This window comes from Mycolicibacterium sp. XJ1819, from assembly GCF_053483675.1.
The window spans coordinates 198,371-217,858 of record NZ_JBEFST010000009.1; the positions used below are offsets into that span (position 1 = coordinate 198,371).

Genomic DNA, 19,488 nt, shown 5'->3' on the forward strand with positions numbered 1-19,488 from the left:
CGCTTCTACACTGGCGCGGTGCGTCTCGTCTTCGCCGGAACTCCCGAACCCGCCGTGCCGTCGCTGCAGCGGCTCGTGGAGTCCGCCCGCCACGACGTGATCGCCGTGCTGACCCGCCCCGACGCCGCCTCGGGCAGGCGGGCCAAGCCGTCGCCGTCACCGGTGGCCCGGTTCGCGCTCGACCACGGCATCCCGGTGCTGCGGCCGGCCCGCCCCAACTCCGAGGAGTTCGTCGCCGAACTGAGCGAACTGGCGCCGGACTGCTGCCCGGTGGTCGCCTACGGCGCGCTGCTGAGCGAACGTCTGCTGGCGGTGCCCGAACACGGCTGGGTCAACCTGCACTTCTCGCTGTTGCCGGCATGGCGTGGCGCCGCACCGGTACAGGCCGCGATCGCCGCGGGCGACGAGATCACCGGAGCCACCACATTTCGGATCGAACCCGCGCTGGACTCCGGGCCGGTCTACGGCGTCGTCACCGAGACCATCCGGCCCACCGACACCGCTGGCGATCTGCTCGACCGGCTGGCCGTGTCCGGTGCGGTGCTGTTGGAGAGGACGCTGGACGGCATCGCCGACGGTTCGCTGCAGCCGGTCCCGCAACCCGTCGACGGCGTCACCGTCGCGCCGAAGATCACCGTCGAGGAGGCGCGTGTGCGCTGGGATCTGCCCGCCCACGTCGTCGAGCGACGGATCCGGGCGGTCACCCCGAATCCCGGTGCCTGGACGATGATCGGTGACCTGCGCGTCAAGCTGGGCCCCGTCACCGTGGACGAGACGGCCGCTGCCATGGCGCCCGGACAGATCAGCGTCACACGCGACGGCGTCCGGATCGGCACCGGATCCCAGCCGGTCGTGCTGCAGACGATCCAACCGCCCGGCAAGAAGCTGATGGCGGCCGCCGACTGGGCCCGCGGCGCGCGACTCGACGACACCGCGCGTGCCGAATGAGCAGGCCCCGCAACCCGCGTCGGCCAGGCCGCAGGGCAATGGATCCGGCCCGCCGGGCCGCGTTCGACGTGCTGCGCGCCGTCTCGGAGCGAGACGCCTACGCGAACCTGGCCCTGCCCGCCCTGCTGCGTGAGCGCGGGATCTCCGGGCGGGACGCCGCATTCGCCACCGAACTCACCTACGGAACCTGCCGCACCCGGGGGCTGCTGGACGCCGTCATCGGTGCGGCGGCGGGCCGCCCACCGGCCGACATCGACCCGGTGCTACTGGACCTGCTCCGGCTCGGCGCCTATCAGCTGCTGCGCACCCGCGTCGAACCGCACGCCGCCGTATCCACCACCGTCGAGCAGGCCGGTATCGAATTCGATTCGGCCCGAGCCGGTTTCGTCAACGCTGTGCTGCGCACCATCTCCGCGCGCGACGAGAAGTCCTGGGTCGACGAACTGGCGCCCGACGCCACCGCCGACCCGGTGGGCCATACCGCGTTCGTGCACGCGCATCCGCGGTGGATCGCCCAGGCGTTCGCCGACGCGCTCGGCGCGCGCGCGAACGAACTCGACGCGCTGCTGGCCAGCGGTGACCAGCGCCCGTCGGTGCATCTGGCGGCCCGACCCGGGGTGCTGACCGCCGAGGATCTCGCCGCGCAGGTCGACGGCACCGTGGGCCGCTACAGCCCGTACGCCGTCTACCTGCCCGGCGGCGACCCGGGCCGGCTGGCGCCGGTGCGCGACGGCGCCGCGCTGGTGCAGGACGAGGGCTCCCAACTCGTGGCGCTCGCGCTCACCCGGGCCGAACTCGACGGGCCCGACGGTGGGCGCTGGCTGGACCTGTGCGCGGGGCCGGGCGGCAAGACCGCACTGCTGGGCGCGCTGGTCGGCGACGGCACGGTGACGGCGGTGGAACCCGCCGCCCGGCGCGCCGACCTGGTCGAGCAGAACACCGGCGGGCTGCCGGTGCAGGTGCAGCGCGTGGACGGGCGCGATCCCGGCCTGTCGCCCGGCTTCGACCGGGTGCTCGTCGACGCGCCGTGCACCGGGCTCGGCGCGCTGCGCCGCCGACCGGAGGCCCGCTGGCGGCGCACCCCGGCCGACGTGCCGCAGCTGACCAAGCTGCAGCGGGAACTGCTGGCCTCGGCGATCCGGCTGACCCGGCCCGGTGGCGTCGTGGTGTATGCGACGTGCTCGCCGCATCTCGCCGAGACCGTCGGCGTGGTCGCCGACGCGCTGCGCCGCCACCCGGTGACCGCCGTGGACGCCGGGCCGCTGTTCGCGCCCGCCACCGACGTCGGAGACGGCCCGTACGTGCAGTTGTGGCCGCACCGGCACGGCACCGACGCCATGTTCGCCGCCGCGCTCAGGGTGACATGAGCGCCTGCGCGAAGAGTCGCCAGATAGGGTGATGACCATGGCAGGTTCGGGCGAGCGACGCAGTGCGCCGATGATCGCGCCGTCGATTCTGGCGGCTGATTTCGCTGATCTGGCCGCCGAGGCCGATGCCGTCGCCGGGGCCGACTGGTTGCACGTCGACGTGATGGACAACCACTTCGTGCCCAACCTGACCATCGGTCTGCCGGTGGTCGAGGCGTTGCTCAAGCGCACCGAGATTCCGATGGACTGCCATCTGATGATCGAGAACCCCGACCGTTGGGCGCCGCCGTACGCCGAGGCGGGCGCGCACAATGTCACCATCCACGCCGAGGCGACCGACAATCCCGTCGGGGTGGCGCGCGACATCCGCGCCGCGGGCGCCAAGGCCGGCCTGTCGGTCAAGCCGGGCACGCCGATCGAGCCCTACCTGGAGATCCTGCGGGAATTCGACACCGTGCTGATCATGTCGGTCGAACCCGGCTTCGGCGGGCAGAAGTTCATCCCCGAGGTGCTGCCCAAGGTCGGCACCGTGCGCAGGCTGGTGGACTCCGGCGAACTGACGATCCTCGTCGAGATCGACGGCGGGATCAACGCCGACACCATCGAACAGGCCGCGGTCGCAGGCGTCGACTGCTTCGTGGCTGGTTCGGCCGTTTACAGTGCGGAGGATCCCGCCGCCGCGGTGCAGTCGCTGCGCCGACAGGCCGCCACCGCCTCCAACCATCTGCGCGCATGACCCCGGAGGCCGCGATGCGCCTCGCGATCGAGCACGCGGTACGGGTGAAGGGCGCTACCTACCCGAATCCGCCTGTGGGTGCCGTGATCCTGGCTTCCGACGACGAAGTCGTCGGCGTGGGCGCCACCGAGCCGGCCGGCGGGCCGCACGCCGAGGTCCTCGCTTTGCGCCGGGCCGGGGAGCGCGCCCGCGGAGGTACGGCGGTCGTGACGCTGGAACCGTGCAATCACCACGGCCGCACCCCGCCGTGCGTGGACGCGCTTGTGGCAGCCGGGATTTCGAAGGTGTGCTACGCCGTCGGCGACCCCAACCCGGTGGCCGCCGGGGGTGCCACCAGACTCGCGCAATCCGGTGTCGAGGTGGTCGTCGGCGTGCTCGCTGACGACGTCGCGGGTGGCCCGCTGCGGGAGTGGCTGCACAAGCAACGCACCGGCGCACCACACGTCACGTGGAAGTTCGCCACCAGCGTGGACGGGCGCAGCGCGGCCGCCGACGGCAGCAGCCAGTGGATCACCAGCGAGGCCGCCCGCGCCGACGTGCACCGCAGACGCGCGGTCGCCGACGCGATCGTGGTCGGCACCGGAACGGTGTTCGCCGACGACCCGGCGCTCACCGCGCGACGGCCCGACGGCTCACTGGCCGAGCGGCAACCACTGCGCGTCGTCGTCGGTGAACGCGACATCCCCTCGGACGCCAAGGTGAACAACGACGACTCGCGGACCATGGTGATCCGCACGCGTGACCCGCACGAGGTCATCACCGCGCTGTCGGACCGCACCGATGTGCTGCTCGAAGGCGGGCCGACGCTGGCCGGTGCGTTCCTGCGGGCAGGGGTGATCGACCGCATCCTGGCCTATGTGGCGCCGATCCTGTTGGGCGGCCCCATCACCGCCGTCGACGACGTCGGGGTGCTGTCGATCGCGCACGCCCAGCGGTGGCGGTTCGACGGCATCGAGCCGATCGGGCCAGACGTGCTGCTGAGCCTGGTGCCCGGCTGACGGTCAGTCCGGCGACAGCGCGCGGTGTTCGATGACGTCGCGTAACCCGCCCAGTCCGAGGCGTTCCCGGAACGACCGCACGGTGTAACCGACGACGGTGCTGTCGGTACGCGCCCTCGCGGTCGCCGAGCGCGGCAGCTGGAACACCGGGCCGATCTCGCCGAAGTACTCGCCGGTACCCGCCAGCCGCAGCAATTCCTCACCGCCGCTTTCCAGTTCGCGCACGATCTCGATGTGACCGTCGGTGACCACGTAGATCAGATCACCGATGCTGCCCTGCTCGAACAACACCTCGTCGGCCTCCAGCCGGGTTGTCACCGGTGCGCGGTCGGTGGGTGCAAAGTCCGGCACGAGTTCGACAACCCGGTCGGCGATGGGCAGGATCCGGCTGTCGTGGGTCGCGACGACGACCGTCCGATCGCCCGACGCGAGTTCGCGGATCAACCGCAACACCTCTTCGACCTGAATGAAGTCCAGGTGCGCGGTGGGCTCGTCGGCCAGCACCAGCGGTGGGTCGAGCGCGACGGCACGCGCCACCGCGACGCGCTGCTGCTGTCCGCCGCTCAGATCGCCGGGCCGGTGCGAAACCCGGTCCTGCAGACCGACCCTGGCGAGCAGTTGCCCGGCGCGCTTGCGCGCCGCGCGGCGCGACATCCCCGACGCGAGCAGTGGGACCATCACGTTCTCCAGTGCGGTGAGGCTGGGAACGAGGTTGAACGACTGGAACACGATGCCCACCGAAGCGCGGCGGTAGTTCGTCAGTTCCCGGCCGTCGAGGGCGGTGACGTCGACATCGCCGAACTTGATGGTGCCCGCTGTCGGCCGCAGGATCCCGCCCAGACACGACAGCAGCGTGGTCTTACCGCAACCGCTGGGCCCCATCAGGATGACCAGCGACCCGGCCGAGACATCGAGGTCGAGGCCGTCGATCGGCCGCACGGTCTCGGCGCCGCTGGCGTATTCGACCACCAGGTTCTGAATGCTGAGATCGCCCACGGCTCAAGGACCCCCGAACGCCAGTGCCGGATCGACGGAGACCGCGCGATGCAGGCCGGTGGCGCTGGCGATCAGTCCGATGACCAAGGCCAGTGCCGGCAGCCCGACGAAGGCCTGCGGTGGGACGATCACCTGCATCGGGAACAGCGGTCCCAGCAGCATCGAAAGCCCGGCGCCCACCAGCGCGGCAAGCAGTGCCACGATCACCGACTGCATCGCCAGCCCCGTTCCGATGGATGCCGTCGGCACGCCGATCGCCTTGAAAACGGCGAAGTCTCGCAACCGCTCGAGCGCGGACAGATAGATCACCGACCCGACGACCAGGGCCGCAACCACCCACAGCAGAACCGCGACGATCGTGATGGAGTTGACGGCCACCCGTAGTGGGCGCAGCAGATCGTCGACGGCCCCGGCCCGATCGACGGTGCGGTAGCCCTCCGGGACCTGGTCGAGCGTGCCGCGCACACCGATCGAGGCGACCAACGGTTCGGCGCCGTACACCAATTGCTGAGCGCCCTCGGTGGTGAGGAACACGTTGGGCAGGTTGGCAAGCGCAGTGGAGTTCTGCACGATTCCGACGATGCTCAGTGTCTGCGAGGCGATCTCGACCTCATCACCCAGGCCGCGTCCCAGCGTGCTCGACACCATCACCTCACCGGGTGCGGACGGTTGGCGCCCCTCCGAGGCGGCGGGCATGCCGGGGCCGCCCTCGGGTGCGCCGAATATGCCGACGTTGCGGGTGGACTCACCGAGTGTCGCGGTGCCGCCCGCGTAGGTCAGCGGAGCGGCCGCCGCCACCCCCGGTGCCGCGGCCACCCGGCGCAACTCCACCGGCGCGAACGGTGTCGCGCCGACGAACGGGCCGGAGGCACCCGCCTTGACGAGGAACTGGTCGACGCCGAGCGAGTCGACGGTTCGGTTTGCCTCCACCCGGAATCCGTTGGCCAGTCCGGTGAGCACCAGCGTCATCGCGAAGATGATCGCGGTGGACAGGATCGCGATGACGAAACGCCGTCGTCGCCACTGCATGTCGCGCAGCGCCGCCATCAGCATGTCGGCGACGTTACCGATGCGCGCTCGGTCGCGGGCGAAGTTGGGGGACTGTGTCCTACGACACAGTGCCCGAAAACGCCCCGATCAGCGCGTCGCAGAACGCGGGAAGATCGTCGGGCTTGCGGCTGGAAATCAATGTGTTTGGGCCGCGGGAACATTCGACGACCTCCTCGTCGACCCAGTTGGCTCCGGCGTTGACGAGGTCGGTCTTGACGCTGGGCCACGACGTCAACGTGCGTCCGCGCACGACATCGGCCTCGATCAGCGTCCACGGCGCGTGACAGATCGCCGCCACCGGCTTGCCCGCTTCGAAGAAGGCCTTGGTGAGTGCGACGGCGGCGGCGTCGGTGCGCAGGAGGTCGGGGTTGGCCACTCCTCCGGGCAACACCAGGCCGGCGTAGTCCGCCGCCGACACGTCGGCCGCGGACTTGTCGGCCTCGAACGTGTCGGCCGGCGTCAGATGATTGAACGCCTGGATCTTGCCGACCTCGGTCGACACGAGTTGCGGTGTTCCGCCCGCCCGTTCGACGGCCTTCCAGGGTTCGGTCAACTCGACCTGTTCGACGCCCTCGGGCGCCACCAGGAACGCGACCTTCTTGCCGTCCAGCGACGGTGCCATGGTGTTCTCCCCTTCGAGTCGTGGTCCGGAAATGTGATCTGTTCGGTCGCATACCCGACGTTTCGGGAGGCCAATCAGGGCGGACCCTCAGTACACTCGGAAAACAAGGCCGGTCGTCGTCGCCCGGCGGAATGCGCCCTTCCACCCACGAGTTACACACCACAAGTGAGTGAGGACGAACAAAGGACGAGAGCATGACTGCATTGCAGGATTGGCTCAACATTCGCCATGACCTTCGCCCCGACCCCCGAGGCATCAAGTCGTTGGTCTGCGGGGTGATCCGGGTCTTCAACGATGAGCAGCCGAAGCCGGAACCCGCGACGGCCGAACCGGTCCTGATGGGCCGCGGCCTGGAGCGCTGCTGACCTACCGGCGCTGCATCAGGTGGTCGCCGGACTCCGGTTCCTCGGCGCGGTCGGCGCGCCCGCTGATCAGCAGTCCCAGCAGCGCGCCGACCACACACACCACCGCGGTGACGGTGAAGATGTCGCCGTACTGCATCACGTAGGCCTCGCGATACCGTTCGGCCTCGGCCGCCAGCCGTTCGGCCAGGGTCTCGGCCCCCGGCTTGACGGGCACGGTCTGTAGATACTGGTTGAACCGGTACAGGCCCCATGCGCTGAGTGCGGCGATGCCGATCAGCATGCCGACCATGCGCGCCACCACCACCGCGGCCGAGGCGATGCCGTGCTGGGCGGCGGGCACCACCCGCAGCGTGGCCGACGTCAACGGACCGATCACCAAACCGAGGCCGATACCGGCGATGGCCAGGTCGGTGTCCAGCGTCGGCAGCGAGATCACGCCCAGGTCGTGCCGGCTCGTCAGCAGGTCGACCGGCCACTGCGCGATCAGCCAGTAGCCGCCCGCGGCGATGAGCAGGCCGGCGAACGTCACGATCCGGTCGCCGATCTTGGTGGCCAGCCAGCCGCCGACCAATGCGCCGACCGGCAGCGCGACCAGGAAGCGCAGCAGCAGCAGGGTGGCTTGGGACTGGTCCTGGCCCAGCACGCCCTGGCCGAACAGTTCGACGTTGACCAGCGTGACCATCAGCGCGGCACCCGCGGCCAGTGAGGAGCCCAGCGCGGCGAGGAAGGGCCGGAAATGCACGCCCGCCGGCTCGAGCAGCCGGGTGCGGGCCACCTTCTCCCAGGCGAAGAACGCCACCGCCGCGATCAGCGCCCCGACCAGCAGCGGAAGCCCCCAGCTGGGCAGCACCTGCTTGCCGTCCGGTTCGGGGTTGTACAGCCCGATGACGGCCAGGCCCAGCGCGACGGCCAACAGCACGCCGCCCACCACGTCGACCTTCTCGGGCTCGTCGGTCTTCTGTCTCGCGGGCAGGCTGAAATGCACCATCACCATCGCGATCGCGGCCAGCGGCACGTTTACCCAGAACACCGCCTGCCAGTGGTGGAACACCCACACCAGCAACAGGCCGTAGATCGGGCCCAGCACACTGCCGAGTTCCTGCGCGGCGCCGACACCGCCCAGCACCGCGGCGCGGTTGCGCGCCGCCCACAGGTCGGCGGCCAGCGCCAGCGTGACCGGCAGCAGCGCACCGCTGGCGGTGCCCTGGATGACCCGCCCGATGACCATCGGCACCAGGTCGGTGGACAGCGCGGTGACCACCGAGCCCGCGGCGAAGCCCGCCAGGCTGATCTGCAGCAGCAGCTTGCGGCCGAACCGGTCGGACGCGCGGCCCAGCAGCGGCATCGCCGCGATGTAACCGAGCAGATAGCCGGTGATGATCGGCGTGACCTGCTGGATCTGATTGACCGCGATCCCGACGTCGAACATGATGTCGCGGATGATCGCGATCACCACATAGGTGTCCAGCGCGCCCAGCAGGACCGCGAGGCTGCCCGCGCTGATCGCGACCCTGCGGTTGGTCGCCGAGGTGATGACTCCCGTGCCGGCTGCCTGCGACGCCGGCATCAGACCGCCGGCTTGGTGACCGTCACCGGCTTGCCCCACTCGGAGAGCGTCATCGTCACGCTGTTGCCGGGGCTCGGTTCGAGCTTGGCCTGCACGAGTTCGTGGTCACCGTCTTCGGTGATCCACGCGGTGCCGGGGACGGGGCCGGTGGCCGCGATCTGCGGGGCGATCTTGTTGACCGCGTCCGCGCTGACATCGCCCGTCACCCGGACCGTTTCGACGCCGTTGACGGTTTCCCTGCCGTCGGCCTCGGGGGAGGAGAAGTTGGCCAGCACGTTGGCCAGCCCGGCGTCGGGGTTGAGGATCGCCGACACGTCGTAGATGTCGGCGGCCGGGCCGAAGTCCTGGAAGCTGCCCGCGCTGATCGCGCCGTAAAGGATGCCGTCGACGACCACGAAGTCGACGCCCTCCAACCGCTGGCCCAGGAAGATGATGTTGGCCTTGCCCTGGGCGGCGACCGCGGGCGTGTTGGTGAGATCGCCCTCGAGCGATTCGATCGGCAGGTCCTCGATCTCGCCTTGGACGGTGAGCTTCAGATGGACGCTGTTCTGCGCCTTGGTGGTTTCGGCCGACTGCTGCAGCAGTGTCGCCGCATCGGGCAGTTCCTTACCGGTGTCCTGGGAGGACTCCGAGCAACCTGCGAGAACGACAACGGCGGCGAAAAGGGCGGCGAAGATCGCCAGGAGGCGGGTCTGCATGAGTGCATCGTAGAGGGTGTCGGCGACCGTCGGTCGCCCCGCCGATGCGGTCACCGCGAGCGTGCGGGGCCAACTAGCCTGGGTTGCGTGTTCACCGGGATCGTCGAAGAACTGGGCGAGGTCGTCGAGAGAAAAGACCTCGGGGACTCGGCGCGCATCGTCGTGCGCGGGCCCGTGGTCACCTCCGATGCGCGCCACGGCGACTCGATCGCGGTCAACGGGGTGTGTCTGACGGTGGTCGACGTCTCACCCGACGGCGCGTTCAGCACCGACGTGATGGCCGAAACCCTCAACCGGTCCAGCCTGCGCGATGTCCGGGTGGGCACCCGGGTCAACCTGGAACGCGCGGCGGCGGTCGACGGCAGGCTCGGCGGGCACATCGTGCAGGGGCATGTCGACGGCACCGGCCATGTGATCGCGCGCACACCGTCTGAGCACTGGGAGGTGGTGCGGATCGCGCTGCCCATGGCGTTGTCCCGGTATGTCGTCGAAAAGGGCTCCATCACCGTCGACGGGGTGTCGCTGACGGTCTCCGGACTAGGTCACGACTGGTTTGAGGTGTCGCTGATCCCGACCACGCTGGCGGCCACCACGCTGGGTCTGGCCGAGGTCGGCGCGCACGTGAATCTCGAGGTGGACATCATCGCCAAGTACGTCGAACGGCTGATGAACCAGTCCCCGGAATAGACGGGGAGTAAGTCGCGTGCGGGATTGGTTCATACTGTTGAGATGACGAGGCTTGACTCCGTTGAGCGGGCGGTGGCGGACATCGCCGCGGGAAAGGCCGTCGTCGTCATCGACGACGAGGATCGCGAGAACGAAGGCGATCTGATCTTCGCCGCGGAAATGGCCACTCCCGAACTCGTCGCGTTCATGGTGCGCTACACCTCCGGCTACCTGTGTGTGCCGCTGGACGGCGCGATCTGTGACAAGCTCGGACTGCTGCCGATGTATGCGGTGAACCAGGACAAACACGGCACCGCCTACACCGTTACCGTCGACGCGAAAAACGGAGTGGGAACCGGTATTTCGGCGTCCGACCGGGCCACCACCATGCGGCTGCTGGCCGATCCCACCAGCGTCGCCGACGACTTCACCCGCCCCGGCCACGTGGTTCCGCTGCGCGCCAAGGACGGCGGGGTGCTGCGTCGCCCCGGCCACACCGAGGCCGCCGTCGACCTGGCCCGGATGGCCGGTCTGCAGCCCGCCGGCGCGATCTGCGAGATCGTCAGCCAGAAGGACGAAGGTGCGATGGCGCAGACCGATGAGCTGCGGATATTCGCCGACGAGCATGGACTGGCGCTGATCTCGATCGCCGACCTCATCGAGTACCGCCGCAAGCATGAAAAGCACGTCGAGCGCGTCGCCGAAGCCCGCATCCCCACCCGGCACGGCGAGTTCCGCGCGGTCGGCTACACCAGCATCTACGAGGATGTCGAGCATGTCGCGCTGGTGCGTGGCGACATCGCGGGACCTCACGGCGACGGGCACGACGTGCTGGTGCGGGTGCACTCGGAGTGCCTCACCGGCGACGTGTTCGGCTCACGGCGCTGCGACTGCGGCCCGCAACTGGACGCCGCGATGGCGATGGTGGCCCGCGAGGGCAGGGGCGTGGTGCTCTACATGCGCGGTCACGAGGGCCGCGGCATCGGCCTGATGCACAAGCTGCAGGCCTATCAGCTGCAGGACGCCGGTGACGACACCGTGGACGCCAACCTCAAGCTGGGCCTGCCCGCCGACGCCCGCGACTACGGCATCGGCGCACAGATCCTGGTCGACCTCGGGGTCCGATCGATGCGGCTGCTGACCAACAACCCCGCCAAGCGCGTCGGCCTGGACGGCTACGGACTGCACATCATCGAACGCGTGCCGCTGCCGGTGCGCGCCAACGCCGAGAACATCCGCTACCTGATGACCAAACGCGACCGGATGGGCCACGACTTGACCGGCCTCGACGACTACGACGAGATCATGCCGGGCGAGTTCGGCGGAGCTCTATGAGCCCTGCGGCCGGTGTACCCGACCTGCCACAGCTCGACGCCTCCGGTGTGGCGCTGGCCATCGTGGCCAGCACGTGGCACGAAACGATCTGCGATGCGCTGCTGGAAGGCGCGCGCCGGGTCGCCGCCGACGCGGGCATCGACGATCCCACGGTGGTGCGGGTCCTCGGCGCGATCGAGATACCGGTGGTGGCCCAGGCGTTGGCGAAAACCCATGATGCCGTCGTGGCGTTGGGCGTGGTGATCCGCGGTGAGACACCGCATTTCGATTACGTGTGCGACGCCGTCACCCAGGGCCTGACCCGGGTGTCGCTGGACTCCGCGACGCCGGTGGCCAACGGTGTGCTCACCACCGACAACGAGCAGCAGGCGTTGGCCAGGGCCGGCCTCGCGACCTCGACCGAGGACAAAGGGGCCCAGGCCGCCGCGGCGGCGCTGTCGACCGCGCTGACCCTTCGGGAGTTGCGATCGCGGTCATGAGCGACGACTGGGACATCGAGATACGGCCCCGTCTGACACCGTATTTCGCGTACGCCGCGGCCGCGGTGATCCTGGCCATCCACGTCACCGTCGGGGCGTTGCTGAAGATCTCGTCGACCGGGGTGATCTTCCAGACTGCCGATCAGGTGGCGATCGCGCTGCTCGGCGCGGTCATCGCGGGTGTGGTGGTGTTGTTCTCCCGGTCCCGGGTGCGCGCGGGCGCGGCGGGTATCGCGGTGCGAAACCTGTTCGGCTACCGGCTGATCCCGTGGTCGGATGTGGTCGACGTCTCATTCCCGCTCGGCGCTCGGTGGGCGCGTGTCGACTTGCCCGACGACGAGTACATCCCGGTGATGGCGATCCAGGCCGTCGACAAGGGCCGCGCGGTCGAGGCGATGGACCAGTTGCGGCGACTCGTCGAGCGCTACAAGGGCACGACCCCGCGCTGACCGCGGGCCGTCGCCATCGTCCGACCGTAGCCCACCGTCGCGCCGCGGGGACCACCGTCGGGGTGCCCATGCCGCTTGGCATCGGCAGTAACCTTGATGTCGTGCCTGATCCCTCGACGTACCGCCCCGCTCCCGGGACGATTCCCGTCGAACCGGGCGTCTACCGTTTCCTGGATCCGCACGGCCGCGTCATCTACGTCGGCAAGGCGAAAAGCCTGCGCAGCCGCCTGACGTCCTATTTCGCCGACGTCTCCGGACTGGCGCCGCGCACCCGTCAGATGGTGATGACGGCGGGCAGCGTGCAGTGGACCGTGGTGAACACCGAGGTCGAGGCGCTGCAACTGGAATACAACTGGATCAAGGAGTTCGATCCGCGGTTCAACATCCGCTACCGCGACGACAAGTCGTATCCGGTGCTCGCGGTGACGCTCAACGAGGAGTATCCGCGGCTGATGGTCTACCGCGGTGCCCGGCGCAAGGGGGTCCGCTACTTCGGCCCGTACTCGCACGCGTGGGCGATCCGCGAAACCCTCGACCTGCTCACCCGGGTGTTCCCGGCGCGCACCTGTTCGGCGGGAGTGTTCAAGCGGCACAGCCAGATCGACCGCCCGTGTCTGCTGGGCTACATCGACAAGTGCTCCGCGCCGTGTGTCGGGCGGGTCGACGCCGAGGAACACCGGCGCATCGTCGAGGACTTCTGCGACTTCCTGGCCGGCAAGACCGACCGGTTGGTGCGCGACATGGAACGACAGATGAACGCCGCCGCCGAGCAGTTGGACTTCGAACGCGCCGCCCGGTTACGCGACAACATCTCGGCGCTGCGGCGCGCGCTGGAGAAGCAGGCGGTGGTCTTCGGCGACGGCACCGACGCCGACGTGGTGGCCTTCGCCGACGACGAGCTCGAGGCGGCCGTCCAGGTATTCCACGTGCGCGGCGGCCGGGTGCGTGGTCAACGCGGATGGATTGTCGAAAAGCAGGGCGAGCCGGGCCAATCCGGTCAGGAGCAGCTTGTCGAGCAGTTCCTCACCCAGTTCTACGGCGATCAGGCCGAACTCGACGGCGCGGCCGACGAGGCGCTCAACCCGGTGCCGCGCGAGGTATTGCTGCCCTGTCTGCCCGACAACACCGACGAACTGGCGACCTGGTTGTCGCAACTGCGCGGCTCGCGGGTGGTGCTGCGGGTGCCGCAGCGGGGTGACAAGCGCGCGCTCGCCGAGACCGTGCGGCGCAACGCCCAGGATGCGCTGGCGCAGCACAAGCTCAAGCGGGCCGGTGACTTCACCGCGAGAACCGCTGCGCTGCAAAGTATTCAGGACGCACTCGGGTTGGCCGACGCGCCGTTACGCATCGAATGCGTCGACATCAGCCATGTGCAGGGCACCGACGTGGTGGCATCCCTTGTGGTGTTCGAGGACGGGCTGGCGCGCAAGTCGGACTACCGTCACTACGCGATCAGGGAAGCTGCCGGCGACGGGCGCTCCGACGATGTCGCCTCGATCGCCGAGGTGACCCGGCGACGGTTCTACCGGCACCTGCACGACCTGCAGCACCCCACCGAGATGGCCCCGGAAGGCAGGTCGCGCAAGTTCGCCTATCCGCCCAACCTCTATGTCGTCGACGGGGGCGCGCCGCAGGTCAACGCTGCGCAGGCGGTGCTCGACGAACTCGGCATCACCGACGTGGCGGTGATCGGCCTGGCCAAGCGGCTGGAAGAGGTCTGGGTGCCGTCCGAGCCCGACCCGGTCATCCTGCCGCGCAACAGCGAGGGTCTGTATTTGCTGCAGCGGGTGCGCGACGAAGCGCACCGGTTCGCCGTCGCCTACCACCGCAGCAAACGGTCCAAGCGGATGACGGCCTCCGCGCTGGATTCGGTGCGTGGCCTGGGCGAGCACCGCCGGAAGGCGCTGGTCACCCACTTCGGGTCGGTCGCCCGGCTCAAGCAGGCCAGCATCGAGGAGATCACCGCGGTGCCCGGGATCGGTATGGCCACGGCACGTGCGGTGGTCGAGGCGCTTGGCACAGCGGTCGATTCGGACGCGTCGGATCGGGTTATCGGCAATGATCAGGCCAGGGCATCCGGATGACAGAGCGGGGTATGCAAGAGGAACTGCGGGACGGTCGCGACGCCACCGATGCGGGCAACGGGGCCGAATCGGGCATCGATGTGCTCCTGGTCACCGGACTGTCCGGGGCCGGTCGCGGCACAGCGGCGAAGGTGCTCGAGGACCTGGGCTGGTATGTCGCCGACAACCTGCCGCCCGAACTGATCGCCCGGATGGTCGAGCTGGGCCTGGCCGCCGGTTCGCGGATCACCCAGCTGGCCGTGGTGATGGATGTGCGCTCGCGCGGTTTCACCGGTGACCTCGACTGGGTGCGCAACGAACTGGCCACCCGCAACATCGCCCCGCGGGTGCTGTTCCTGGAGGCGTCCGACGACATCCTGGTGCGACGGTACGAGCAGAACCGCCGCAGCCACCCGCTGCAGGGCAATCAGACTCTGGCAGAAGGCATTGCGGCCGAGCGGGCCATGCTGGCACCGGTGCGGGCGGTGGCCGACCTGGTGATCGACACGTCTACGCTGTCGGTGCCGGCGCTGCGGGAGAGCATCGAACGGGCCTTCGGCGGCGAAACCGTCGCACACACCAGTGTCACGGTGGAGTCGTTCGGGTACAAGTACGGACTGCCGATGGACGCCGACACCGTGATGGATGTGCGCTTTCTGCCCAATCCGCACTGGGTCGACGAACTGCGGCCGCACAGCGGGCAGCATCCCGCGGTGCGTGACTACGTTCTCGGGCAGCCCGGCGCGGAGGAGTTTCTGGACACCTACCATCAGCTGCTGGACGTCGTCATCGACGGCTATCGGCGCGAGGGAAAGCGTTATATGACGGTTGGAATCGGTTGCACCGGAGGCAAGCACCGCAGCGTCGCGATCGCCGAGGCGCTGGCAGTGCGGCTGGGCAGTGGCGAGGACCTCACGGTGCGGGTACTGCACCGAGATCTGGGCCGCGAATGAGTTCGCGCATCGTCGCGCTCGGTGGCGGCCACGGGCTCTACGCCACGCTGTCGGCGGCCCGTCGCCTCAGCCCGCACGTCACCGCGGTGGTCACCGTCGCCGACGACGGCGGCTCGTCGGGCCGGCTGCGCAACGAGCTGGAGGTGGTACCGCCCGGCGATCTACGAATGGCGTTGGCGGCGTTGGCTTCCGACAGTCCGCAGGGCAGACTGTGGGCGACCATCATCCAGCACCGGTTCGGTGGCAACGGCGCCCTGGCGGGTCACCCCATCGGGAACCTGATGCTCGCCGGCCTCAACGAGGTGCTTGCCGACCCCGTGGCCGCGCTCGACGAGGTGGGCCGCATCCTGGGCGTCAAGGGCCGGGTGTTGCCGATGTGCCCCATCGCGCTGGGCATCGAGGCCGACGTGGCGGGGCTGGAAGCCGATCCCCGGATGCCCCGGGTGATTCGCGGCCAGGTGGCGATCGCCACCACGGTGGGGCAGGTGCGCCGGGTGCGGCTGCTGCCGGGTGACCCGCCTGCGACGCATCAGGCGGTGGACGCGATCATGGCCGCCGACCTGGTGGTCCTCGGACCGGGCTCGTGGTTCACCAGCGTGATCCCGCATGTCCTGGTTCCGCAGTTGGCCGCGGCGTTGCAGGCCACGCAGGCCCGCCGTGCGCTGGTGCTCAACCTGGTGGCCGAGCCGGGGGAGACCGCGGGATTCTCCGTCGAACGGCACATCCATGTGCTGTCCCAACATGCGCCGGGGTTCACCGTCAACGAGATCGTCGTCGACGCGAGCCGGGTGCCCAGTGAACGCGAGCGCGAGCAACTGCGACGCACCGCCAACATCCTCGGCGCCCGCGTGGAGTTTGCTGATGTGTCCAGACCTGGTACACCTTTACATGACCCGGCGAAGCTGGCCGCGGCTCTGGAAGCTGTGCTGCTGCGCGGAGAGGCCTCCCCGGCGAGACAGGAGCCGACCGTGCCCACATCTACCGTGAATGGACCGAGAGGTGACGACCCGTGGCGATGACGGCCGAGGTCAAAGACGAACTGAGCCGCTTGCTCGTCAATTCGGTGAGCGCCCGCCGCGCCGAGGTGGCGTCGCTGCTGCGCTTCGCCGGGGGCCTGCACATCGTCTCGGGTCAGGTGATCGTCGAAGCCGAGGTCGACCTGGGCATCATCGCGCGCCGGCTGCGCAAGGACATCTACGACCTCTACGGCTACAACGCCGCCGTGCATGTGTTGTCCGCCAGCGGGATCCGCAAGAACACCCGCTATGTGGTGCGGGTGGCCAAGGACGGTGAGGCGCTGGCGCGCCAGACGGGTCTGCTCGACATGCGCGGACGCCCGGTGCGCGGCCTGCCCGCCCAGGTGGTCGGCGGCAGCGTTGCCGACGCCGAAGCCGCCTGGCGCGGCGCATTTTTGGCGCACGGATCGCTGACCGAACCCGGCCGGTCGTCCGCACTCGAGGTCAGCTGCCCCGGGCCGGAGGCGGCGCTGGCCCTGGTGGGTGCGGCGCGGCGACTCGGGGTCAGTGCGAAGGCCCGCGAGGTGCGCGGGATCGACCGGGTGGTGGTGCGCGACGGCGAGGCCATCGGCGCGTTGCTGACCCGGATGGGCGCCCAGGACACCCGACTGACATGGGAGGAGCGGCGGATGCGCCGCGAGGTGCGCGCCACCGCCAACCGGCTGGCCAATTTCGACGACGCCAACCTGCGCCGCTCCGCCCGCGCCGCGGTCGCAGCCGCCGCGCGCGTCGAACGCGCGCTGGAGATCCTCGGCGACACGGTGCCCGACCATCTGTCTGCCGCCGGCAAACTGCGCGTCGAGCACCGGCAGGCGTCGCTGGAGGAACTGGGTCGTCTCGCTGACCCTCCGATGACGAAAGATGCTGTGGCAGGCCGTATCCGACGCCTGTTGTCGATGGCCGACCGGAAGGCCAAGCAGGAGGGTATTCCCGACACCGAGTCGGCGGTCACCCCGGATCTGCTCGAAGACGCTTGACTATGCCGCGTGGAGTTCGGCGAGTGCGATGCCGATCCTGACTTCGACCTTACTGACTGTGATCAATGGGGGTCCAGGCAGCGTTGGCGCAATTGAACGGTAGTGCGCGCCAGTCGGCGTCACGAATTCGGCTGTATGCAAGCCGTTTTCGTCGGCGGTGCTGACTCGCCAGCCCGGCGATTCCTTGTCGTAGTTGCACCGCTCACACATGCCGAGACCGTTGGCCACGTCGGTCGGGCCGCCTCGATTTCGAGGCACGGCGTGATCACGATGCCGAATCGCCGCACCACAGTAGGGAGTTCGGCATGTCTGGTCGCGGAAACCGATGAATCGCGCCAATGCCTTGGGGAAGCGGCGCGAGCGCGATTCCATGGCCGCCAGCGATCCGGTCTTCGGATGCCGATACAGCCGCCGCAGCGCGGCCTTCGACCGGCTGTCGGTAGCCGCGGCTTCCACCAGTCGACGCGCGACCGCTGCCGGAATCGGTCCGTACCCGCTGACTAACCCCGGGCTGTCTTGCCCGCCAAGCAACGCCTCATCCGACATCACCAGGTTGACCGCGACGGGCTCGGGCACGTCGGCAGGCCGACCGGTCACCCGCTCGACGAGCGTGTCGGCCATGATCTGACCGCGGGAGCGGTCGTCGAATGTGGTGTCGGCAGAGCGCTTGAGCGCCGCGTAGACACCGACGCCCTGGGCCACCGGCAGGAGGGCCGTCACATAGGTCATGGCGTCGGGGGCAGGACGCACGGTGACGGTGCGCTGGGATTCGGCCTTGGCCGCACGGTCGACGACGGCCTGTGGGTCGAGGCGGTAGGCGATCTTCTTGGCCTCGGCAGCTATGCGAGCGTCGCCCCAGCCGTCAAGACTGCCTATCTCAGCGCACAACTCGGCGTCCAAGAGCCGCCGATCATCGACGTCCAGGCAGGCCGACTCGCGCACGATCAAGGTGGCCCGCCACTCCGATAGCGCGCCCCGCTCCAACGCCGCCAGGGTGTATGGCATCTCGTGCACCAACGCCTTGGCGAACCCCAGGTGCTGGTTGCCCTTCACCGGCGCATCCCGTCGCGCCAACGCGATCTCACTTGCCAATCCCCGGCCTTGTTTGGCCTTCGGCGTCCCTGCCGCGGCCTCGTCAGCGCGCCGGCGTTCATCCAGTAGCGCTGCCGCTCTGGCCTGACCGGCCGCCGCGGCCGACTTCAACTGCTCCAGCCAGGCGATCCGCTCGATCAGCGCAGCCTCGTCGGCGGTGCGATCCACCGACGCCACATCCGCTATATCGAACATGTGTGCGAATATAGCGGAATCGACCGACACATCGCGCCTCGTGTGTGAGAAGGTTCTGCGACCTGCCTAAACGCGGTCTACGCGCGAGCGCAACTGCAACAGCTACCGTGAACCGATGGAGACGCTGAGAGTCGGCGCGGCTGTCCCGGCTCCGCCTTTCAACGGCATGCCCGGCGACACCGGCCTCGATATCGAGTTGATGACCGAGCTTGCCCAGAAGCTCGGCGCCACCGCCGAGTTCGGCAGCGTCGAGGGCGCCGAATTCGACAACCTGTTCGCCGCGCTCAACGCCGGTGACTACGACTGCGCCGCGTCGGGTATCAGCGTCACGCCCGCCCGCGAGCACATGGCGACGTTCGCACCGCCCTACCTGATCAGCGGGCAGGCCCTGGCGGTCGACGTCACCCGGCGTCCGCGGGTCAGATCGGTCGACGACCTCGCCGGGTTGATCATCGGCGCGCAGCGCGGCGACACCGGCCTGGCGCTGGCCGAGCGCCTCGTCGCCGAGGGCAGGGCCGCGAGCGTGCGCACCTACGACCGCGGCGACGCCGGTGCCGCACTGGCCGACCTGACGAATGGGGCCTGCGACGCGTTGGTCACGCTGGCGCCCACGCTGGCCGAACTCGTCAAACCGGTGTCCGGTGTGCAAATCGTCCAGAAGGGCTTGACCGTCGAACACATCGCGATCGCGGTCAAACGGTCTGACCAGGCGCTTCTCGGGCGACTCAGCGTCACGCAGGCCGAGTTGGAACAGGACGGGACGCTGCAGCGGATTCGTCGCAAATGGCTGGGTAGCCCCTACGCCGACCAGAGCCTGGCGCTGCACTGACCAGTTCGAGCGTGGTCTGTATCACACCACTAGGCTGGCCGGAGACTGTCAGGGCCAAATGGCGAAATAAGGGAGACAAACGTGACC

General features: G+C 69.2%; 20 protein-coding genes. 14 read left to right on the top strand and 6 right to left on the bottom strand.

Annotation, left to right across the window (positions count from 1 at the left end):
* The first annotated feature begins 18 nt into the window (after nt 1-18).
* From fmt to ribD, 4 genes are read left to right on the top strand one after another with little or no spacing between them, the layout of a single operon-like run.
* Nucleotides 19-948: a methionyl-tRNA formyltransferase gene (gene fmt / locus ABQE89_RS12150; RefSeq protein WP_448416731.1), complete on the top strand. Its 930-nt coding sequence runs from the start codon at nt 19-21 to the stop codon at nt 946-948.
* A complete protein-coding gene (locus ABQE89_RS12155) occupies nt 945-2,315 on the top strand; it encodes an RsmB/NOP family class I SAM-dependent RNA methyltransferase (protein WP_448416733.1) in 1,371 nt (456 codons plus the stop codon). The genes fmt and ABQE89_RS12155 overlap by 4 nt, the downstream gene beginning before the upstream one ends.
* Nucleotides 2,316-2,352: 37 nt before the next feature.
* Complete coding sequence (gene rpe / locus ABQE89_RS12160) at nt 2,353-3,051, top strand: ribulose-phosphate 3-epimerase (RefSeq protein ID WP_448416735.1); 699 nt, start codon at nt 2,353-2,355, stop codon at nt 3,049-3,051.
* Complete coding sequence (ribD, locus tag ABQE89_RS12165; RefSeq protein WP_448416737.1) at nt 3,048-4,049, top strand: bifunctional diaminohydroxyphosphoribosylaminopyrimidine deaminase/5-amino-6-(5-phosphoribosylamino)uracil reductase RibD; 1,002 nt, start codon at nt 3,048-3,050, stop codon at nt 4,047-4,049. Before rpe ends, ribD begins: the two co-directional genes overlap by 4 nt.
* A gap of 3 nt (nt 4,050-4,052) precedes the next feature.
* Here the strand turns inward: ribD and ABQE89_RS12170 are convergent, their stop codons facing one another.
* From ABQE89_RS12170 to ABQE89_RS12180, 3 genes are read right to left on the bottom strand one after another with little or no spacing between them, the layout of a single operon-like run.
* Nucleotides 4,053-5,045 carry an ATP-binding cassette domain-containing protein gene (locus ABQE89_RS12170; RefSeq protein ID WP_448416739.1) on the bottom strand — a complete coding sequence of 331 codons (993 nt, stop codon included), beginning with the start codon at nt 5,043-5,045 and terminating at the stop codon, nt 4,053-4,055.
* A gap of 3 nt (nt 5,046-5,048) precedes the next feature.
* Nucleotides 5,049-6,098, bottom strand: coding sequence for an ABC transporter permease (locus tag ABQE89_RS12175; RefSeq protein ID WP_448416741.1), 1,050 nt, complete (start codon nt 6,096-6,098; stop codon nt 5,049-5,051).
* A 55-nt stretch (nt 6,099-6,153) separates the two neighbouring features.
* Complete coding sequence (locus ABQE89_RS12180) at nt 6,154-6,717, bottom strand: type 1 glutamine amidotransferase domain-containing protein (RefSeq protein WP_448416743.1); 564 nt, start codon at nt 6,715-6,717, stop codon at nt 6,154-6,156.
* A gap of 194 nt (nt 6,718-6,911) precedes the next feature.
* Between ABQE89_RS12180 and ABQE89_RS12185 the strand changes: the two genes are divergently transcribed.
* Entirely contained in the window at nt 6,912-7,082 is a 171-nt protein-coding gene (locus ABQE89_RS12185; protein ID WP_448416745.1) for a hypothetical protein, read from the top strand.
* 1 nt (nt 7,083) lies between these two features.
* Here ABQE89_RS12185 and ABQE89_RS12190 read toward each other — a convergent pair whose 3' ends face one another.
* Nucleotides 7,084-8,688, bottom strand: a complete 1,605-nt coding sequence (locus ABQE89_RS12190) for an MFS transporter (protein ID WP_448416747.1) — start codon at nt 8,686-8,688, stop codon at nt 7,084-7,086.
* Nucleotides 8,649-9,347 (bottom strand): LppX_LprAFG lipoprotein, encoded by a 699-nt coding sequence (locus ABQE89_RS12195; RefSeq protein WP_448416749.1) that lies wholly within the window; start codon nt 9,345-9,347, stop codon nt 8,649-8,651. Before ABQE89_RS12195 ends, ABQE89_RS12190 begins: the two co-directional genes overlap by 40 nt.
* An 87-nt stretch (nt 9,348-9,434) precedes the next feature.
* Here ABQE89_RS12195 and ABQE89_RS12200 point away from each other — a divergent pair, with 87 nt between their 5' ends.
* The 8 genes from ABQE89_RS12200 to whiA all read left to right on the top strand — a co-directional run bounded on the left by ABQE89_RS12200 (nt 9,435) and on the right by whiA (nt 17,285).
* Complete coding sequence (locus ABQE89_RS12200) at nt 9,435-10,034, top strand: riboflavin synthase (RefSeq protein ID WP_448416751.1); 600 nt, start codon at nt 9,435-9,437, stop codon at nt 10,032-10,034.
* Nucleotides 10,035-10,076: 42 nt separating this feature from the next.
* Nucleotides 10,077-11,348, top strand: coding sequence for a bifunctional 3,4-dihydroxy-2-butanone-4-phosphate synthase/GTP cyclohydrolase II (locus ABQE89_RS12205; protein ID WP_448416753.1), 1,272 nt, complete (start codon nt 10,077-10,079; stop codon nt 11,346-11,348).
* Complete coding sequence (ribH, locus tag ABQE89_RS12210) at nt 11,345-11,827, top strand: 6,7-dimethyl-8-ribityllumazine synthase (RefSeq protein WP_448416755.1); 483 nt, start codon at nt 11,345-11,347, stop codon at nt 11,825-11,827. Before ABQE89_RS12205 ends, ribH begins: the two co-directional genes overlap by 4 nt.
* A complete protein-coding gene (locus tag ABQE89_RS12215) occupies nt 11,824-12,276 on the top strand; it encodes a PH domain-containing protein (protein ID WP_448416757.1) in 453 nt (150 codons plus the stop codon). The genes ribH and ABQE89_RS12215 overlap by 4 nt, the downstream gene beginning before the upstream one ends.
* Nucleotides 12,277-12,377: 101 nt before the next feature.
* Entirely contained in the window at nt 12,378-14,360 is a 1,983-nt protein-coding gene (uvrC, locus tag ABQE89_RS12220) for an excinuclease ABC subunit UvrC (protein ID WP_448416759.1), read from the top strand.
* Nucleotides 14,357-15,292, top strand: coding sequence for an RNase adapter RapZ (rapZ, locus tag ABQE89_RS12225; RefSeq protein ID WP_448416761.1), 936 nt, complete (start codon nt 14,357-14,359; stop codon nt 15,290-15,292). Before uvrC ends, rapZ begins: the two co-directional genes overlap by 4 nt.
* Complete coding sequence (yvcK, locus tag ABQE89_RS12230; RefSeq protein WP_448416763.1) at nt 15,289-16,311, top strand: uridine diphosphate-N-acetylglucosamine-binding protein YvcK; 1,023 nt, start codon at nt 15,289-15,291, stop codon at nt 16,309-16,311. Before rapZ ends, yvcK begins: the two co-directional genes overlap by 4 nt.
* Entirely contained in the window at nt 16,308-17,285 is a 978-nt protein-coding gene (gene whiA / locus ABQE89_RS12235; RefSeq protein ID WP_448416790.1) for a DNA-binding protein WhiA, read from the top strand. Before yvcK ends, whiA begins: the two co-directional genes overlap by 4 nt.
* Here the strand turns inward: whiA and ABQE89_RS12240 are convergent, their stop codons facing one another.
* Nucleotides 17,286-18,572, bottom strand: coding sequence for an HNH endonuclease (locus ABQE89_RS12240; RefSeq protein WP_448416765.1), 1,287 nt, complete (start codon nt 18,570-18,572; stop codon nt 17,286-17,288). It abuts the gene before it with no gap.
* Nucleotides 18,573-18,687: 115 nt separating this feature from the next.
* Between ABQE89_RS12240 and ABQE89_RS12245 the strand changes: the two genes are divergently transcribed.
* Nucleotides 18,688-19,401 (top strand): ABC transporter substrate-binding protein, encoded by a 714-nt coding sequence (locus ABQE89_RS12245; protein WP_448416767.1) that lies wholly within the window; start codon nt 18,688-18,690, stop codon nt 19,399-19,401.
* The last annotated feature ends 87 nt before the right edge of the window (nt 19,402-19,488 follow it).

Bases quoted from the DNA above. Each gene is read 5' to 3' on its own strand.
- ABQE89_RS12155 (WP_448416733.1), top strand. From the start codon at position 945: ATGAGCAGGCCCCGCAACCCGCGTCGGCCAGGCCGCAGGGCAATGGAT.
- rpe (WP_448416735.1), top strand. From the start codon at position 2,353: ATGGCAGGTTCGGGCGAGCGACGCAGTGCGCCGATGATCGCGCCGTCG.
- ribD (WP_448416737.1), top strand. From the start codon at position 3,048: ATGACCCCGGAGGCCGCGATGCGCCTCGCGATCGAGCACGCGGTACGG.
- ABQE89_RS12175 (WP_448416741.1), bottom strand. From the start codon at position 6,098: ATGCTGATGGCGGCGCTGCGCGACATGCAGTGGCGACGACGGCGTTTC.
- ABQE89_RS12180 (WP_448416743.1), bottom strand. From the start codon at position 6,717: ATGGCACCGTCGCTGGACGGCAAGAAGGTCGCGTTCCTGGTGGCGCCC.
- ABQE89_RS12185 (WP_448416745.1), top strand. From the start codon at position 6,912: ATGACTGCATTGCAGGATTGGCTCAACATTCGCCATGACCTTCGCCCC.
- ABQE89_RS12195 (WP_448416749.1), bottom strand. From the start codon at position 9,347: ATGCAGACCCGCCTCCTGGCGATCTTCGCCGCCCTTTTCGCCGCCGTT.
- ABQE89_RS12205 (WP_448416753.1), top strand. From the start codon at position 10,077: ATGACGAGGCTTGACTCCGTTGAGCGGGCGGTGGCGGACATCGCCGCG.
- ribH (WP_448416755.1), top strand. From the start codon at position 11,345: ATGAGCCCTGCGGCCGGTGTACCCGACCTGCCACAGCTCGACGCCTCC.
- ABQE89_RS12215 (WP_448416757.1), top strand. From the start codon at position 11,824: ATGAGCGACGACTGGGACATCGAGATACGGCCCCGTCTGACACCGTAT.
- rapZ (WP_448416761.1), top strand. From the start codon at position 14,357: ATGACAGAGCGGGGTATGCAAGAGGAACTGCGGGACGGTCGCGACGCC.
- yvcK (WP_448416763.1), top strand. From the start codon at position 15,289: ATGAGTTCGCGCATCGTCGCGCTCGGTGGCGGCCACGGGCTCTACGCC.
- whiA (WP_448416790.1), top strand. From the start codon at position 16,308: ATGACGGCCGAGGTCAAAGACGAACTGAGCCGCTTGCTCGTCAATTCG.
- ABQE89_RS12240 (WP_448416765.1), bottom strand. From the start codon at position 18,572: ATGTTCGATATAGCGGATGTGGCGTCGGTGGATCGCACCGCCGACGAG.
- ABQE89_RS12245 (WP_448416767.1), top strand. From the start codon at position 18,688: ATGGAGACGCTGAGAGTCGGCGCGGCTGTCCCGGCTCCGCCTTTCAAC.